Genomic DNA, 16,451 nt, shown 5'->3' on the forward strand with positions numbered 1-16,451 from the left:
TTGTCTCCCGCCGTCAGGCGCCGTTCGTTCGTTGATTGGTTGTTGATTGGGGATCAGGCGTAGAGCGGGTTGACCTTGTCGACATTGATGCCGTACTTCTTGATCGCTTCCACCACCTTGGCAACCGGCACGATGCCGTCTTCGCTCAGGGCCTTGAGCGCAGCCACCACGATGTAGTGGCGGTTGACCTCGAAGTGCTCGCGCAGCTTGCTGCGGAAGTCGCTGCGGCCGAAGCCGTCGGTGCCCAGCACCTTGTAGTTGCGGCCCTTCGGCACGAAGGGGCGGATCTGCTCGGCGTAGGCCTTCATGTAGTCGGTCGAGGCGACCACCGGGCCGGTCGAGGCGGCGAGCTGCTCGGCCACGAAGGGCACGCGCGGCGTCTGGTCGGGGTGCAGCAGGTTCCAGCGGTCGGCGTCCTGGCCGTCGCGGGTGAGCTCGTTGAAGCTCGGGCAGCTCCACACGGAAGCCGACACGCCCCAGTCCTGCTCGAGCAGCTCCTGTGCGGCAAAGCTTTCGCGCAGGATGGTGCCGCTGCCCAGCAGTTGCACGGTCGGCGCTTCCTTGCCCTTGGCGGCCTTGATCGCAGGGCCCTGCTTCGACAGGTACATGCCCTTGATGATCTGCTCTTCGGTGCCGGGCTGGAGGCCGGGCATCGCGTAGTTCTCGTTGAGCAGCGTCAGGTAGTAGTAGACGTTGTCCTGCTTCTCGACCATGCGCTTCAGGCCGTGGTGCAGGATCACGCCGACTTCATGCGCGAAGGTCGGGTCGTAGCTCACGCAGTTCGGGATGGTGTTGGCCAGGATGTGGCTGTGGCCATCTTCGTGCTGCAGGCCTTCGCCGTTCAGCGTGGTGCGGCCCGAGGTGCCGCCCAGCAGGAAGCCGCGCGCCTGCATGTCGCCGGCAGCCCATGCCAGGTCGCCGATGCGCTGGAAGCCGAACATCGAGTAGTACACGTAGAACGGCACCATGATTCGGTTGTTCGTGCTGTACGACGTGGCCGCCGCGATCCAGCTCGACATGCCGCCGGCTTCGTTGATGCCTTCCTGCAGGATCTGGCCGGACTTGTCTTCCTTGTAGTACATGACCTGGTCCTTGTCGACCGGGGTGTACTGCTGACCGTGCGGGTTGTAGATGCCGATCTGGCGGAACAGGCCTTCCATGCCGAAGGTGCGCGCCTCGTCCACGAGGATCGGCACCACGCGCGGGCCCAGCGCCTTGTCGCGCAGCAGTTGCGTGAGGAAGCGCACATAAGCCTGCGTGGTCGAGATCTCGCGGCCTTCGGCCGTGGGCTCCATCACCGCCTTGAAGGTGTCGAGCGACGGCACCGTGAAGCTCTCGTCGGCCTTGACGCGGCGGTGCGGCAGGTAGCCGCCCAGCGCCTTGCGGCGCTCGTGCAGGTAACGCATTTCCGGCGTGTCGTCGGCCGGCTTGTAGAACGGCAGCTCGGCGATCTGGCTGTCGGGAATCGGAATGTTGAAGCGGTCGCGGAAGGCCTTGATGTCCTCGTCGCCGAGCTTCTTGGTCTGGTGGACCGTGTTCTTGCCCTCGCCGATCTTGCCCATGCCGAAGCCCTTGACGGTCTTCACGAGCAGGACGGTCGGCTGGCCCTTGTGGTTCTGGGCCGAGTGGAAGGCGGCGTACACCTTCTGCGAGTCATGGCCGCCGCGCTGGAGGTTCCAGACCTCGTCGTCGGTCATGTGCTCGACCATCTTCAGCGTGCGCGGATCGCGGCCGAAGAAGTTCTTGCGGACGTAGGCGCCGTCGTTGGCCTTGAAGGACTGGTAGTCGCCGTCGTTGCACTCCATCATGATCTTGCGCAGCGCGCCGTCATGATCCTTCTCGAGCAGGGCGTCCCAGCCCTTGCCCCAGATCAGCTTGACGACGTTCCAGTTGGCGCCGCGGAACTCGCCTTCGAGCTCCTGGATGATCTTGCCGTTGCCGCGCACCGGGCCGTCCAGGCGCTGCAGGTTGCAGTTGATGACGAAGATCAGGTTGTCGAGGTTCTCGCGTGCCGCCAGGCCGATGGCGCCCAGCGATTCGACTTCGTCCATTTCACCGTCGCCGCAGAACACCCAGACCTTGCGGTTCTCGGTGTTGGCGATGCCGCGTGCGTGCAGGTACTTGAGGAAGCGCGCCTGGTAGATCGCCATCAGCGGGCCAAGGCCCATCGACACCGTGGGGAACTGCCAGAACTCGGGCATCAGCTTGGGGTGCGGGTAGCTGGAGAGGCCCTTGCCGTCTACCTCCTGGCGGAAGTTGAGCAGTTGCTCTTCGGAGAGACGGCCTTCGAGGTAGGCGCGGGCGTAGATGCCGGGAGAGACGTGGCCCTGGATGTAGAGCAGATCGCCGCCGTGGTTCTCGCTCTCGGCGTGCCAGAAGTGGTTGAAGCCGGCGCCGAACATGCTGGCCAGCGAGGCGAAGGAGCCGATGTGGCCGCCCAGGTCGCCGCCCTCGGGCGGATGGTGGCGGTTGGCCTTGACCACCATGGCCATCGCGTTCCAGCGCATGTAGGCGCGCAGGCGCTGTTCGATCTCGAGGTTGCCGGGGCTGCGAGCCTCCTGCGAGGGCTCGATGGTGTTGACGTAGCCGGTGTTGGCCGAGAACGGCATGTCGACCGTGTTCTGCCGCGCATGTTCGAGCAACTGCTCGAGAAGGAAGTGGGCCCGCTCCGGACCCTCGCTCTGGATGACGGAGGACAGTGCATCCATCCATTCACGGGTCTCCTGGGCGTCCGCATCGTTTGCGGCCGAGCCGAACAGGTTCTCGGGATTTGCCGACATGCTTGTCTCTCCTTTTAGGGCAGTGGCTGTAATTTAAGTGCGCCGTATGGCGAACGCGGCGGAGTTTCGCATAGAAACATCGCAATTTCAAATAGTGCTCATTGATTTCTTGATATGAAATTTTAAAAACAACATGAGCCTGCAAAGCCCGCCGCAAAACCTGTCTTGCCAGGCCGCATCCGTCATGGCGGATACCCGCGCCAGGCGTGGCAAGCCGAGGGGGCGAGCCTAGAATCCGCGCATGCCTCTCTCCTCTCCGCTGGCGGTTGCCCGCAGTGCCGTTAACGCCTCGCCGCTGTCCTGGTGGCGCAGGTGGTGGCGACGCCAGACTCCGGTGCTGCAGGACGCGGTCGCCATGCTCGCGCCGATGGCGGCCGTGCTGCTGTTCCTCGCCGCCATCGTTTCCGCCTTCTGGTATCTGCGCACCGAGGAGGTCGAGCGTGAGCAGGAGTCTGTGCGCCGCGACGTCGAGTACGCACAGCAGCGTATGCGCCTGCGGCTGCTCGAGCGGCAGGAACAGCTGATGCGCATCGCGCGCGATGCCTCCAACCGGGAGATCGACCCCGTCGAGTTCACCAGCCGCGCCGAGTCGCTGGTAAGCCAGTTCCCCGAGCTGCAGACCATCACTTGGATCGACGATCGCCGCCGCTTCAAGGCCGGCTACGCGGCGCCCAGCGTGCACCCGGCGCAGCAGCACCTGATCGGCGACGTGCTGCGTCCCGGCGACATCGAGAGCAATTACGCGCTGGCCCGCGAGCTGCGGCAGCCGGTCTATTCGCAGCCCGTGGCCGGCGGCGACCCGGCGTCGATGCTGCAGCTGCACATTCCCCTCTTCGACCAGGGCCTGTTCGCGGGCGTGGTGCTGGGCGAATTCTCGGTCGACGGGCTGCTGCGCTACGGCATGCCCTCCGAGGTGCAGGCGCGCTACGCGGTGTCGCTGCTCGACGCCAAGGGCCATGTGATCGCCGGCAACACCACGAACCTGAAGGAAAGCGGCACGCGCCTGCTGCCCTGGAGCGAGCGCACGAACGAATACGAAGTGCCAGTGTCCCCGGTCGGCAATGCGCTGGTGCTGCGGGCGCAGGCCTACCGCACCTCCCAGGGCGTGGTCGGCAACGGGCTCTTCTGGCTGGTGTGCGCGCTCAGCGTGCTCACCAGCTGGATGCTGATCGGCACCTGGCGCCACACGCGTCGCCGGCTGCAGGCGCAGCAGCGGCTGGTGGCCGAGACCAACTTCCGTCGGGCGATGGAGAACTCCATGCTCACCGGCATGCGCGTGCTCGACCTGCAGGGCCGCATCACCTACGTCAACGCCGCCTTCTGCGCGATGACGGGCTGGAGCGAGGAAGAACTGGTCGGCCAGTCGCCGCCTTTCCCCTACTGGCTCGAATCCGACCGCGAGGTGATGAACGAGCGGCTCGAGGAAGAACTGCACGGCCGCGCCCTGCCCGGCGGCTTCCAGGTGCGGGTGAAGCGCAAGAACGGCAGCGTGTTCAACGCCCGCCTCTACGTGTCTCCGCTGATCGACGCGCGCGGCCACCAGACCGGCTGGATGACGTCGATGACCGACATCACCGAGCCCACGCGCATCCGCGAGCAGCTCTCGGCCTCCTACGAGCGCTTCACCACGGTGCTGGAGGCGCTCGACGCGGCGGTGTCGGTGGCTCCCATCGGCAGCGAGGAACTGCTGTTCGCCAACAAGCTTTATCGCCTGTGGTTCGGCTCCGACACCGTGGGCCACCTGGGCATGGTCGCGCAGGCGGGCGTGCCGGCCTCGAATGCGCACGACGAGGGCCTTGACGACGTGGACCCGTACGCCGGCCTGCCGATCGACACGCTCACCGCCGCGCAGACCGCCAACAACGAGATCTTCGTGCCCCACCTCGGCAAGTGGCTCGAGGTGCGCTCGCGCTACCTGACCTGGGTGGACGGCCGGCTTGCGCAGCTGGTGATCGCCACCGACATCACGCAGCGCCGCGACGCCGAGGAACAGGCCGCCGCGCAGGCCGACAAGGCCCAGGCCGCCAGCCGCCTCATCACCATGGGCGAGATGGCCTCCAGCGTGGCGCACGAGCTCAACCAGCCGCTGACCGCCATCACCAACTACTGCAACGGGATGATGTCGCGCATCAAGGGCCAGTCGATCGACAACGACGCCCTGCTCGCCGCGCTCGAGAAGACCTCGAAGCAGGCCCAGCGCGCGGGCCAGATCATCCAGCGCATCCGCTCCTTCGTGAAGCGCAGCGAACCCAACCGCACGCCGGCCGACGTGGCCACCATGGTGAGCGAGGCGGTGGAGCTCGCCGGCATCGAGCTTCGCCGGCGCAACGTGCGCCTGAACCACTACGTGGCCGCGCGGCTGCCGGTGGTGCGGGTCGACCCCATCCTCATCGAGCAGGTGATGGTCAACCTGCTGAAGAACGCGGCCGAATCCATCGACCTCGCCGACCGTCCGCTGGCGCGCCGCAGCGTCGAGCTGCGCGTGCTGCCCAAGGTGATCGAGGGCCACAACGCCATCGAGTTCTCGGTGCAGGACACCGGCAAGGGCCTGGCGCCCGAGGTGATGGACCGGCTCTACGAGGCCTTCTTCTCCACCAAGCCCGAGGGCATGGGCATCGGGCTCAATTTGTGCCGCACCATCGTCGAGTCGCATCGCGGCCGGATGCAGGCGGAGAACATCTACAATGGCCCGGATGTGATCGGATGCCGTTTTTCCTTCTGGATTCCGGTGTTGGACGCTATCAGTTCCGTAGCTAGCGACGAGGCAAAGGTACCTGCATGAGTTTGATTCCGAAGAAGGGCACGGTCTATGTCGTCGACGACGACGAAGCCGTACGCGATTCGCTGCAATGGCTGCTCGAAGGCAAGGACTACAGAGTCCGCTGTTTCGATTCCGCCGAATCCTTTCTCTCCCGATACGACCCGCGTGAAGTCGCCTGTTTGATAGTCGACATCCGCATGGCCGGCATGACCGGCCTGGAGCTGCAGGATCGCCTGATCGAACGGCGCTCCCCGCTGCCCATCGTGGTCATCACCGGCCACGGCGACGTGCCGATGGCGGTCGACAGCATGAAGAAGGGCGCGATGGATTTCATCCAGAAGCCCTTCAACGACGAAGAGCTCGTCACGCTGGTCGAGCGCATGCTCGAACATGCGCGCGGCGCCTTCACGCAGCACCAGCAATCGGCCAGCCGCGACGCGCTGCTGTCCAAGCTCACGGGCCGCGAGGCGCAGGTGCTCGAGCGCATCGTCGCCGGCCGCCTGAACAAGCAGATCGCCGACGACCTGGGCATCAGCATCAAGACGGTCGAGGCGCACCGCGCCAACATCATGGAAAAGCTCAACGCCAACACCGTGGCCGATCTGCTCAAGATCGCGCTGGGGCAGGCGGCGCCAGCGGCCAAGGCCTAGAAGCAGCTATCCGCCCGATAGCGACGAATGACCCCCACGCCTGCGCAAGCGGGCGTTTTTACTTGGAAAATCGAAACCGATGACCGCCCAACTGATCGACGGCAACGCCCTCGCCAAAACCATCCGCGCCGAGGTGTCCGGCCGCACCGCCGCACTCAAGGCCCGTGGCGTGAACCCGGCCCTTTCCATCATCCTCGTGGGCGAAGACCCGGCCAGCCAGGTCTATACCAGGCACAAGGTCAACGACAGCGCCCAGACCGGCCTCGACGCCACGCTCGAGACCTACCCCGCCGACATGAGCGAGGCCGACCTGCTGGCCCGCATCCGCACGCTCAACGATGACCCGAAGGTGCACGGCATCCTGGTGCAGCTGCCCCTGCCCAAGCACATGGACAGCCAGAAGGTCATCGAGACGATCTCGCCGGCCAAGGACGTCGACGGCTTCCACGTCGCCAGCGCGGGCGCGCTGATGACCGGTGCGCCCGGCTTCTGGCCCTGCACGCCGCACGGCTGCATGAAGATGCTCGAATCCATCGGCTACGACCTGCGCGGCAAGCACGCCGTGGTCATCGGCCGCAGCAACATCGTCGGCAAGCCGATGGCCATGATGCTGCTCGCCAAGAGCGCGACCGTGACCATCTGCCACAGCGCGACGAAAGACCTCGGCGCCATCACGCGCCAGGCCGACGTGATCGTCGCGGCGGTGGGCAAGCTCGACCTTCTCACTGCCGACATGGTGAAGCCCGGCGCGGTCGTCATCGACGTGGGCATGAACCGCAAGACCGACGGCAAGCTCGCCGGCGACGTCGACTTCGACGGCGTCAAGGAAGTGGCCGGATGGATCACGCCCGTGCCCGGCGGCGTGGGGCCCATGACGCGCGCCATGCTGCTGGTCAACACCCTTGAAGCCGCAGAGCGCGCCGCAAGATAAGAATCAGCCTGTCGCTTGCCCGCTGCCTGCAGCCGCCTTTACAGGCGGTTCCGCAGCGGCTCCCGAAATGGTCCCGTCAGTTCGAACAGGATTTCTCCAATGACCAACCCGCTCCTCGATTTCACCGATCTCCCTCTGTTCGACAAGATCAAGCCGGAGCACGTGTCGCCCGCCGTCGATGCGCTGCTGGCCGATGCCGAGGCCGCGCTGCAGACCGTGACCGCGCCCGAATTTCCCGCCGACTGGAACGCCATCTCCAAGGTGCTCGACGTGGCCTCCGAACGCTTCAGCCGCGCCTGGGGTGCCGTCGGCCATCTCAACGCCGTGGCCGACACGCCCGAACTGCGCGCCGCCTACAACGAGGCGATGCCGCGCGTCACCGCCTTCTGGACCCGGCTGGGCTCCGACGAGCGCCTGTATGCCAAGTACAAGGCCATCGACGTCGGCACCCTCAACGCCGAGCAGCGCCAGGCGCACAGCAACGCGGTACGCAACTTCGTGCTGGGCGGCGCCGAGCTGCAGGGCGAGGCCAAGAAGCGCTTCGCCGACATCCAGGAACGCCAGGCCGAGCTGAGCCAGAAATTCAGCGAGAACGCGCTCGACGCCACCGACGCCTTCGCGTACTACGCCAATCTCGGCGAGCTCGAAGGCGTGCCCGAAGATGTGGTGAGTGCCGCGCGCGCGGCCGCCGAGGCCGACGGCAAGGAAGGCTACAAGCTCACGCTGAAGATGCCGTGCTACCTGCCGGTGATGCAGTTCGCCAAGAGCAGCGCACTGCGCGAGAAGCTCTACCGCGCATACGTCACGCGCGCCAGCGAGTTCGGCGACACGGCCTTCGACAACACCGCGCTCATCACCGAGATCCTCGCGCTGCGCGAGGAAGAAGCCAAGCTGCTTGGCTACAGGAACTACGGCGAGCTGTCGGTCGTGCCGAAGATGGCCGAGTCTCCCGAGCAGGTCGTGAAGTTCCTGCGCGATCTCGCGACCAAGGCCAGGCCCTACGGCGAGCGCGACCTTGCCGACCTGCGGGTCTTCGCGGCCCAGCAGCTGGGCATTGCCGATCCGCAGCCCTGGGACTGGAGCTATATCGGCGAGAAGCTCAAGGAAGCGCGCTACGCCTTCAGCGAGCAGGAGGTGAAGCAGTACTTCCCGGCGCCGAAGGTCATGGCCGGGCTGTTCAAGATCGTCGAGACGCTGTTCGAGGTGTCGATCCGCCGCGACTCGGCGCCCACCTGGCATCCGAGCGTCGAGTTCTATCGCATCGAGCGTGCAGGCCAGAAGGTCGGGCAGTTCTACCTCGACCCGTCCGCCCGCGCTGCCAAGCGCGGCGGCGCCTGGATGGACGACGTGCGCGCCCGCTGGCTGCGCCCCGACAACGGCGTGCTGCAGACGCCGGTCGCGCAACTGGTGTGCAACTTCGCCAGCGGCGTCGACGGCAAGCCGCCGCTGCTCACGCACGACGACGTGACCACCCTCTTCCACGAGTTCGGCCACGGCCTGCACCACATGCTCACGCAGGTGAACGAGCGCGACGTCTCGGGCATCAGCGGCGTCGAGTGGGACGCGGTCGAACTGCCGAGCCAGTTCATGGAGAACTTCTGCTGGGAGTGGGACGTGCTCAAGCACATGACGGCCCACGTCGACACCGGCGAACCGCTGCCGCGCGCCCTCTTCGACAAGATGACGGCGGCCAAGAACTTCCAGAGCGGCCTGCAGACACTGCGCCAGATCGAGTTCTCGCTGTTCGACATGCTGCTGCACACCGAGTACCACGCCGCCACTGCCAAGCCCGGCGACGTGATGGCGCTGCTGGGCCGCGTGCGCGACGAGGTGGCGGTGATGCCCTCGCCTGCGTTCAGCCGCACGCCGAATACTTTCAGCCACATCTTCTCGGGCGGCTACGCTGCCGGCTACTACAGCTACAAGTGGGCCGAGGTGCTGAGCGCCGACGCCTACGCGGCCTTCGAGGAAACCGTGGGCGCCGACGGCGAGCCGAACATCGAGACCGGCCGCAAGTACCGCCAGGCCATCCTGGAGGCCGGCGGCAGCCGCAGTGCCATGGATTCGTTCAAGGCCTTCCGCGGCCGCGAGCCCCAGCTTGATGCGCTGCTGCGACATCAGGGCATGGCCGAGCCCCAGCCCGCTTGATGCGACGCTGAAGCTTGCGATACTCGGGCGATGCATCCGATTTACAAAATCTCACCATTGCATCGCCTGACCGGCCTTGCCCTTGTGCTCGTTGCCGCGGGCGCCATGGCGCAACCCATCTACCGCCAGGTGGACAAGAACGGCAAGGTCACCTTCTCCGACCGGGCGCCCACCGCCAGCAGCGAAGCGGCATCGGGCTCGCAAGGCTCCGCCACCTCATCCAGCGCCGGCGCGGGCCTGCCGTACGAACTGCGCCAGGTGGCCCAGCGCTACCCCGTCACTCTCTACAGCGGCGACGAGTGCTCCCCCTGCGGCGCGGCCCGCACCCTGCTGGTGACGCGCGGCATTCCCTTCGAGGAACGCACGGTCAAGAGCAACGAGGAAATCGAGGCGCTGCAGCGCCTGAGCAGCCAGAGTTCGCTGCCGCTGCTCACCATCGGATCGCAGCAGCTCAAGGGCTACTCCGATGCCGAGTGGTCGCAGTACCTCGACGCGGCCGGCTACCCCAAGAGCAACAGCCTGCCAGCGGGCTACCGCAACGGGCAGGTCCGCCCCCTGGTCGCGCAGCAGGCGGCACCTGCGGCCCGAGCCGCCGCGCCGGCGCCGGCCGCACAGCCCGCGCCACCGCCGCCCGCATCGAGCGATCCGAGCCCGAGCAATCCGGCGGGCATCAAGTTCTGACCGGGGCCGCCGGCCTCAGGCGGCGAATTCCATCGTCTTCACGCCTTCCGAGGTGCCCAGCAGGCACACGTCGGCCTTCTGATGGGCGAAGACGCCGACCGTCACCACGCCCGGCCACTGGCTCACGGTGGATTCGAAAGCCAGCGGGTCGGTGATCTTCAGGCCGGTGACATCGACGATGTGCTGGCCGTTGTCCGTGACCAGCGGCAGGCCGTCCTTCTCTCGCACCTGGGCGATGCCGCCCATGGCCGCGAACTGGCGCATCACGCGGCGGGCCGCCATCGGAATGACTTCCACCGGCAGCGGAAAGGCGCCCAGCACCTCCACCAGCTTGGATGCGTCGGCGATGCAGACGAACTTTCGCGACTGGGCCGCGACGATCTTCTCGCGCGTGAGCGCCGCGCCGCCGCCCTTCACCATGAAACCGCGGTGATCGATCTCGTCGGCGCCGTCGATGTAGACCGACAGTTCCTCCACCTCGTTGCTGTCGAACACCGAGATGCCGAGGGCCCGCAGGCGTTCGGTCGAGGCGACCGAGCTGGAGACCGCGCCCTTGATCTCGTCCTTGATCGTGGCCAGCGCGTCGATGAACTTGTTCACCGTCGAGCCGGTGCCGACACCGACGATTTCGCCCCTGGCCACGTAGGCCAGCGCGGCGCGGCCGACCTGGGCCTTGAGTTCGTCCTGGGAAAGCGGTTTGGAGGGGGTTGGGGAGGCGGGTGCGGTCATCACGGACAATCCTTGGCTCATTGAAGCCCCGAATTATCCGATGCCCCTGCTGATGCCCTCCTCGCTCTATGGCCTGGCCCGCCCCTTCCTGTTCGGCTTCGACCCCGAGCATGCCCACGAAATCACGCTGGACGGGCTGGCGCGCACCCAGAACACGCCGCTGGCCTGCGCCTATTCGGCGCCGCGCGTCGACGATCCGATCGAACTCGCCGGCTTGAGCTTTCCGAACCGCGTGGGCCTGGCCGCCGGGCTGGACAAGAACGCCCGCTGCATCGACGCCTTCGCCGCCATGGGATTCGGCTTCGTCGAGGTCGGCACGGTCACGCCCAAGGCCCAGCCGGGCAACCCCAAGCCACGCATGTTCCGCCTGCCGCAGCGCGATGCGCTGATCAACCGGCTCGGCTTCAACAACGAAGGGCTCGACGCCTTCCTGGCCAACGTGCAGAAGGCGCGCTTCCGCAAGAGCGGGAGCGCGAAATCGCCGATGCTGCTGGGCCTGAACATCGGCAAGAACGCCGCCACGCCCATCGAGCGCGCAGTGGACGACTACCTGGCCTGCCTCGACGGCGTCTATCCGCACGCCGACTACGTGACGATCAACATCTCCAGCCCGAACACCGCCAACCTGCGCTCACTGCAGAGCGACGAGGCCCTCGACGCGCTGCTCGGCGCCGTGGCCGAGCGGCGCGAGGCGCTGGCGGCGCGCCACAACAAGCGCTCGCCGCTGTTCGTGAAGATCGCACCCGATCTCGACGAAGCCCAGGTCGCAGTCATCGCCGCCACGCTGAAGCGCCACGGCATGGATGGCGTGATCGCCACCAACACCACGCTCGCGCGCGACGCGGTCAAGGGCCTGCCGCATGCGGAGGAAACGGGAGGATTGTCGGGAGCGCCGGTGCGCGAGGCGAGCAACCGCGTGATCGCCCAGCTGCGCGCGGCGCTGGGTGCGGGCTTTCCGATCATCGGGGTCGGCGGCATTCTCAGCGGCGCCGATGCCAAGGCGAAGATCGCCGCGGGCGCGGACGTGGTGCAGATCTACACCGGGCTGATCTATCGCGGCCCCGCGCTGGTCCGCGAAGCTGCCCAGGCGCTGCTGCGCGATCGCGGCAGCAAGGCCTGAGCGTCCTTCTTCTTTCTTTCAGCGCATGCGCCAGAGCACTGGCGCAATGACTGCGGCCCAGCGCAGCAGCCGCTTCGGCCGGATCACCACCACGGCGGCAGCCGCGACGACGCCCGTCGCGACGGGATGCGCACGCGCGATGCGCAATGCAGCGGCGGCCGCCGATTCGTTGTGCGGGGGCGCATCGTCGTCAGCAGGCCGGGTCTCGCGCCCGCCCTGCATCGTCGCGATGCGCAGGCGCTGGAGCTCCATGCGCGCCAGCAGTTCTTCGCGAGTGACCGGCCTGCGAACGCGGCGCGGCGCCTCTTCCTCGTCGTCCGCCGGGTCCTTGCCCAGTCCGAAGCGCTCCTGGGCCCAGGCCCAGTCGCGCTCGAATTCCTGGCGCGCAGGCAGGAAGCCGTTGGACGCATTGCGCAGGGTCAGCAGCAAACCGATGGCCGCAGCCAGCCAGAGCGCGATCCAGACGCCCGCCACCGACCATGCGGCGGTGATGCGGTACGGCGTGTCCCAGTAGTTCACCACCACCGCCACCGACAGCAGGGCCACCGTGACCGTGGTCAGCCCCAGTACGGCCAGCGCGAGGAAAAGCATCAGCTTGAGGCGCTGCTTCTCGTCCTCCCAGGCCATGCGCAGCAGTTGCACCCGATCTTCGGCGGCCAGTGCGCCTTCAGCCGCGGCGATGCGCAACCGGCGGATCCGGGCATTCAGTCCGAACAGGGACAACAGCCTCATGGGCCGGCTCCCGTCATGTCCGGGCGAAAGATGCTGCTGCTGCGATGCGTGTTCAGGTCAGCGGCGGCCAAGCAGCAGGCCCACCAGCACGCCGACGGCCAGTGCGGCACCGGCGATCTGCCATGGTTCGTCGTGGGCGTAGGCGTTGGCGGAGGTGGCCGCCTCGCGAGCCTTCTTGGCGGCGAGCTTGCTCTTCTCAGCCGCGAGTTCGCGTGCGATGGCCAGCTTGGTGTCGATGCGCTGGCGCAGCGCCTTGATGTGGGGAACCGAATCCAGGTCCTTGCTTGCCAGCACGCCGCGCACGTCGCTTGCAATGTCTTCGGCTGCTGCTTCAAGATTTTTGGATGCACTCATTGGAAACTTTCCTCCGTGATGACACCGGCACCGCGCCGGCGGCTTCGCGCCGCAAATGGCGTCCTGTCATGTTACAGGCACAAAAGACCCTCGGGCGCGACAGATGTGCAGCTTTTGGCACGCAATACGCTCCATCGCCCGCATGAAGCTCATCAGCCGCCGGCCAGCAGGGCTGCCACATGGCGCCCTATGGCCAGGCTGCTAGTGAGCCCCGGCGACTCGATGCCGAAGAGATTGACCAGCCCCGGCACGCCGTGCGACGCGGGTCCGTCGATCATGAAGTCGGCCGCGGGCTCGCCCGGGCCGGAAATCTTGGGCCGCATGCCCGCATAGCCCGGAATGAGCGCATCGTCGGGCAGCGCGGGCCAGTACTTGCGCACCTCGGCATAGAAGCCGTCGCCGCGCGCGGGGTCGACCACCAGGTCGTCAGGCGAGGACACCCACTGCACATCGGGCCCGAACTTGGCCTGCCCGCCAAGGTCGATCGTGAGATGCACGCCCAGTCCACCCGGCTCGGGCACGGGATAGACGAGGCGCCCGAAGGGTGCACGTCCCGACAGGGTGAAGTAGTTCCCCTTGGCGAAATATTCCTTCGGTACCGCGGCGGGAGGCAACCCCTCGAAGCGACGGGCCAGCGCCGGAGCCCCGAGGCCGGCCGCGTTGACCACGGTGCGGCAGCGCAGCGCAGTGCCGTCTTCAGCCATCAACACGATGGCTTCGCCACCGCATTCGGCGTGCGAGATGGGCGATTTCAGCGCCAGCATGCCGCCCGTGTTCTCGAGGTCGCCGAGCAGGCTCAGCATGAGCGCATGACTGTCGACGATGCCGGTGCTCGGCGAATGCAGGGCCGCGACGCAGTACAGCTGCGGCTCCATCGCGATGGCCTGCTGCCCAGTGAGCAGCACCAGGTCGTCGACGCCGTTCGCGGCAGCCTTCGTCCGGATGACCTCGAGCTGCCCTGCCTGCTCGGGCGATGTCGCCACGATCAGCTTGCCGCAGCGCTGGTGCGGCACGCCGCGCTCGGCCGCATAGGCGTACAGCAGCTCCTTGCCTTCGACGCAGAGCTTCGCCTTGAGCGAGCCCTGCGGATAGTAGATGCCTGCATGAATGACCTCGCTGTTGCGCGAACTCGTTCCCGTGCCGATGGCACCTTCGGACTCGAGCACCAGCACCTCCCGGCCCGCGAGCGCCAAGGCGCGCGCCACTGCCAGCCCCACCACACCACCGCCGATGACGGCGCAATCGATTTCATCCATCGCGCGAGCTTAGCGCGGCTCGCGCGCGGATCGTGGGTTTCACCCCGTCACTGCACGGACGGCGGCGGCTCGGGATCGGTGGGCTCGTCGGGCGCCGTCTCGGCCCCTTCGTCGGGCTCGACAGGCAGGTCCGGTGCGACGGGCGGGGGAACATCGGGATGAGTGGCCATGGCTGCACTCCTTTCCCTTTGGTTCTAGATCACCGTGGCAGGAAAGTCGACAGCCCGCGGCTGCACCTGTCGTCAGTGCGCGCCGACACGGACAGCTTACTCATTCGATGCGGACGAGCCGCCTTACTACTTACTGCGACTTGGGGAGCGAGAACGGATGTGTTGTACTGCCCTGCGCTGCCGACGCCCGGCAGGTGCCACATTCTTCAGGGAGAGAAATGTCCACCATCGATGCAAACGGGATGCTGATCGATCCCAAGGTGATCCTCAGGCGCTCATCGGGAATCGAACACGGCGCCCTTCCCAGCGTGCTCGCCATCGTCGTCCACCAGACCGACTCGTCCACCGCCGAATCCAGCCTCAACGGCTATCAGGTAGGAGGCAACGGCGCCCACTTCCTGATCGACAAGAACGGCCAGATCTACCAGACCGCGAGCGTCTTCGCGCGCTGCTATCACGTCGGCAAGCTGATCAAGTCGAAGTGCCTGACCATCAACAAGAACAGCTGCGACACGGGGGCAATGGCCAAGATGCTGGCGATGTCGTGGGTCAACCAGATCAATGCCATCGACGCCCACGAACGCGCGAAGCCCTACCCCGACCGGTATCCGGTGAACAGCGACTCGATCGGCATCGAGCTGGTCGGCATGCACATCGACGACAAGACCTACGAAGCGGTGACTGCCGCGCAGAACAGCTCGCTCCAGTGGCTGATCGAGGAGCTGTACGCACAGTTCAACCTCAAGGCGGAAGACGTCTACAAGCACCCGACGGTTTCGTACAAGAACCCCGGCGAAGCGAGCTCGGCGATATGGAAGTGAGACTTCGCGCGATATGCCTCGCGGTCGGGATCATGCTGGTCACAGCCTGCGCGGCGACGCGCGATACCGCATTCACCGACGTCTACGTCGCCGACTTCCATTCGGACTCGCCGGCCACCTGCCGCAGTTCCGACGTGCCGCGCAATCATGGACAGGCGCGCGAGTTCTTCTCGAAGGCGCGCGAGGTCGACTACAAGACGCTGCACGACAACTACGAGTTGGCGCCCTGCTACGCCGAGGGCACGCTGATCCGCCAGGGCAAGTCGTGCGACTGGCAGATCCGCGCGGGCGCGACGGGGTCAGTGCAATGCGGCGGGCAGAAGCTGTACTTCGCATGCGACAACTGCGGCGACCTGCTCGGCACGATGAAGTAAGCAATGAAGTAAGCGACGAAGACAATCCCGGCGCAGAAAACAAAAAAGCGACCTGGAAATCCAGGTCGCTTTTTGATTTGGTGGGCGGTGGAGGCTTCGAACCTCCGACCCCAGCAGTGTGAATGCTGTGCTCTACCCCTGAGCTAACCGCCCCAAGCAGCGCGTTTGACTGCGTTGCTTTGAATTGCGTATCGCGTTCTGCGAAGCCTCAGATTATGCCATAGCTTTTCAGCCGTTTTCACGAAAGAGTGTGCGACCGCCACTAGATTTGTCGAGTTGGACCAACACGGCCTCGTGCGCGGTCAGCTCATGCTCGGCCGCCATGATCACCGGCAGCTCGAACTGGCTCAGGTCGACAGACACCACGGCAGTGCCCTGCACGGGCTCGGCAGCGGCCACGTCGATGAGCAGCGCGTCCTGTCCGCGGGTGAGGTTGATGTAGACGTCGGCCAGCAGTTGCGCATCGAGCTTGGCGCCGTGGAAGGTGCGGTTCGAGCGATCGACGCCGAAACGGTCGCACAGCGCGTCGAGCGAATTCCGCTTGCCCGGATACACCTGCTTGGCCATGGCCAGCGTGTCGGTCACTTCGCTGACGAAGGTGCGCAGCGGCGGCAGGCCGGCACGCTCGAACTCCTTGTTGAGGAAGCCGACGTCGAAGGCCGCGTTGTGAATGATCAACTCCGCATCGCGCAGGTACTCGACGATGTCGTTGGCCAGCGTGCCGAACTTCGGCTTGTCGCGCAGGAAGTCGGTCGTCAGGCCGTGAACCTTGAGCGCGTCCTCGTGGCTCTCGCGCTCGGGGTTGAAGTAGATGTGCAGGTCGTTGCCGGTGAGCTTGCGGTTGAACAGCTCCACGCAGCCGAGCTCGATGACACGATCGCCGTTCTCCGCGGAGAGGCCGGTGGTTTCGGTGTCGAGGACGATCTGACGGCTCATGTACGCCC

General features: G+C 66.2%; 15 protein-coding genes and 1 tRNA gene. 8 read left to right on the forward strand and 8 right to left on the reverse strand.

The features are described 5' to 3' along the window. Positions 1-53 precede the first annotated feature (53 nt). Complete coding sequence (gene aceE, locus EJP69_RS05485; protein ID WP_093201632.1) at positions 54-2,780, reverse strand: pyruvate dehydrogenase (acetyl-transferring), homodimeric type; 2,727 nt, start codon at positions 2,778-2,780, stop codon at positions 54-56. Between the two features lie 241 nt (positions 2,781-3,021). Between aceE and EJP69_RS05490 the strand changes: the two genes are divergently transcribed. From EJP69_RS05490 to EJP69_RS05510, 5 genes are all read left to right on the forward strand, one after another. Further along, positions 3,022-5,562, forward strand: coding sequence for a PAS domain-containing sensor histidine kinase (locus EJP69_RS05490; RefSeq protein WP_093201634.1), 2,541 nt, complete (start codon positions 3,022-3,024; stop codon positions 5,560-5,562). Beyond that, positions 5,559-6,191: a response regulator transcription factor gene (locus EJP69_RS05495; RefSeq protein ID WP_012747279.1), complete on the forward strand. Its 633-nt coding sequence runs from the start codon at positions 5,559-5,561 to the stop codon at positions 6,189-6,191. Before EJP69_RS05490 ends, EJP69_RS05495 begins: the two co-directional genes overlap by 4 nt. Before the next feature lie 79 nt (positions 6,192-6,270). Then, positions 6,271-7,122 (forward strand): bifunctional methylenetetrahydrofolate dehydrogenase/methenyltetrahydrofolate cyclohydrolase FolD, encoded by an 852-nt coding sequence (gene folD / locus EJP69_RS05500; RefSeq protein WP_126468930.1) that lies wholly within the window; start codon positions 6,271-6,273, stop codon positions 7,120-7,122. A gap of 99 nt (positions 7,123-7,221) precedes the next feature. After that, positions 7,222-9,270: a M3 family metallopeptidase gene (locus tag EJP69_RS05505; protein ID WP_126468931.1), complete on the forward strand. Its 2,049-nt coding sequence runs from the start codon at positions 7,222-7,224 to the stop codon at positions 9,268-9,270. A 30-nt stretch (positions 9,271-9,300) separates the two neighbouring features. Beyond that, complete coding sequence (locus tag EJP69_RS05510; RefSeq protein WP_126468933.1) at positions 9,301-9,951, forward strand: glutaredoxin family protein; 651 nt, start codon at positions 9,301-9,303, stop codon at positions 9,949-9,951. A gap of 15 nt (positions 9,952-9,966) precedes the next feature. On the opposite strand, the gene rpiA is transcribed toward EJP69_RS05510, so the two are convergent. Beyond that, positions 9,967-10,680 (reverse strand): ribose-5-phosphate isomerase RpiA, encoded by a 714-nt coding sequence (gene rpiA, locus EJP69_RS05515; protein ID WP_126468934.1) that lies wholly within the window; start codon positions 10,678-10,680, stop codon positions 9,967-9,969. A 40-nt stretch (positions 10,681-10,720) separates the two neighbouring features. On the opposite strand from rpiA, the gene EJP69_RS05520 reads away from it, so the two are divergent. Further along, positions 10,721-11,800: a quinone-dependent dihydroorotate dehydrogenase gene (locus EJP69_RS05520; protein ID WP_093201648.1), complete on the forward strand. Its 1,080-nt coding sequence runs from the start codon at positions 10,721-10,723 to the stop codon at positions 11,798-11,800. 18 nt (positions 11,801-11,818) lie between these two features. Here the strand turns inward: EJP69_RS05520 and EJP69_RS05525 are convergent, their stop codons facing one another. From EJP69_RS05525 to EJP69_RS05540, 4 genes are all read right to left on the reverse strand, one after another. Beyond that, positions 11,819-12,532, reverse strand: coding sequence for a phage holin family protein (locus EJP69_RS05525; protein WP_126468935.1), 714 nt, complete (start codon positions 12,530-12,532; stop codon positions 11,819-11,821). Between the two features lie 57 nt (positions 12,533-12,589). Then, positions 12,590-12,886, reverse strand: a complete 297-nt coding sequence (locus EJP69_RS05530) for a glycine zipper domain-containing protein (protein WP_093201653.1) — start codon at positions 12,884-12,886, stop codon at positions 12,590-12,592. A 152-nt stretch (positions 12,887-13,038) separates the two neighbouring features. Then, positions 13,039-14,142, reverse strand: coding sequence for an NAD(P)/FAD-dependent oxidoreductase (locus EJP69_RS05535; protein WP_126468937.1), 1,104 nt, complete (start codon positions 14,140-14,142; stop codon positions 13,039-13,041). A gap of 47 nt (positions 14,143-14,189) precedes the next feature. Beyond that, positions 14,190-14,312: a stereocilin gene (locus EJP69_RS05540; protein ID WP_093201658.1), complete on the reverse strand. Its 123-nt coding sequence runs from the start codon at positions 14,310-14,312 to the stop codon at positions 14,190-14,192. A 218-nt stretch (positions 14,313-14,530) separates the two neighbouring features. On the opposite strand from EJP69_RS05540, the gene EJP69_RS05545 reads away from it, so the two are divergent. Then, the gene (locus tag EJP69_RS05545) at positions 14,531-15,133 is read left to right on the forward strand and encodes a peptidoglycan recognition protein family protein (RefSeq protein ID WP_126468939.1); all 603 of its coding nucleotides are present in this window, start codon (positions 14,531-14,533) and stop codon (positions 15,131-15,133) included. Beyond that, on the forward strand, positions 15,124-15,507 hold the full coding sequence (locus tag EJP69_RS05550; protein ID WP_126468940.1) for a hypothetical protein: 384 nt from the start codon (positions 15,124-15,126) through the stop codon (positions 15,505-15,507). Before EJP69_RS05545 ends, EJP69_RS05550 begins: the two co-directional genes overlap by 10 nt. A gap of 78 nt (positions 15,508-15,585) precedes the next feature. On the opposite strand, the gene EJP69_RS05555 is transcribed toward EJP69_RS05550, so the two are convergent. Together EJP69_RS05555 and dnaQ are read right to left on the reverse strand one after the other, a co-directional pair. Then, a tRNA-Val gene (locus EJP69_RS05555) sits at positions 15,586-15,660 on the reverse strand. Positions 15,661-15,735: 75 nt separating this feature from the next. Further along, complete coding sequence (gene dnaQ, locus EJP69_RS05560) at positions 15,736-16,443, reverse strand: DNA polymerase III subunit epsilon (RefSeq protein ID WP_093304920.1); 708 nt, start codon at positions 16,441-16,443, stop codon at positions 15,736-15,738. Positions 16,444-16,451: the final 8 nt, after the last annotated feature.

Origin of the sequence: Variovorax gossypii, assembly GCF_003965815.1 — a bacterium.
Taxonomy (GTDB): domain Bacteria; phylum Pseudomonadota; class Gammaproteobacteria; order Burkholderiales; family Burkholderiaceae_C; genus Variovorax; species Variovorax gossypii.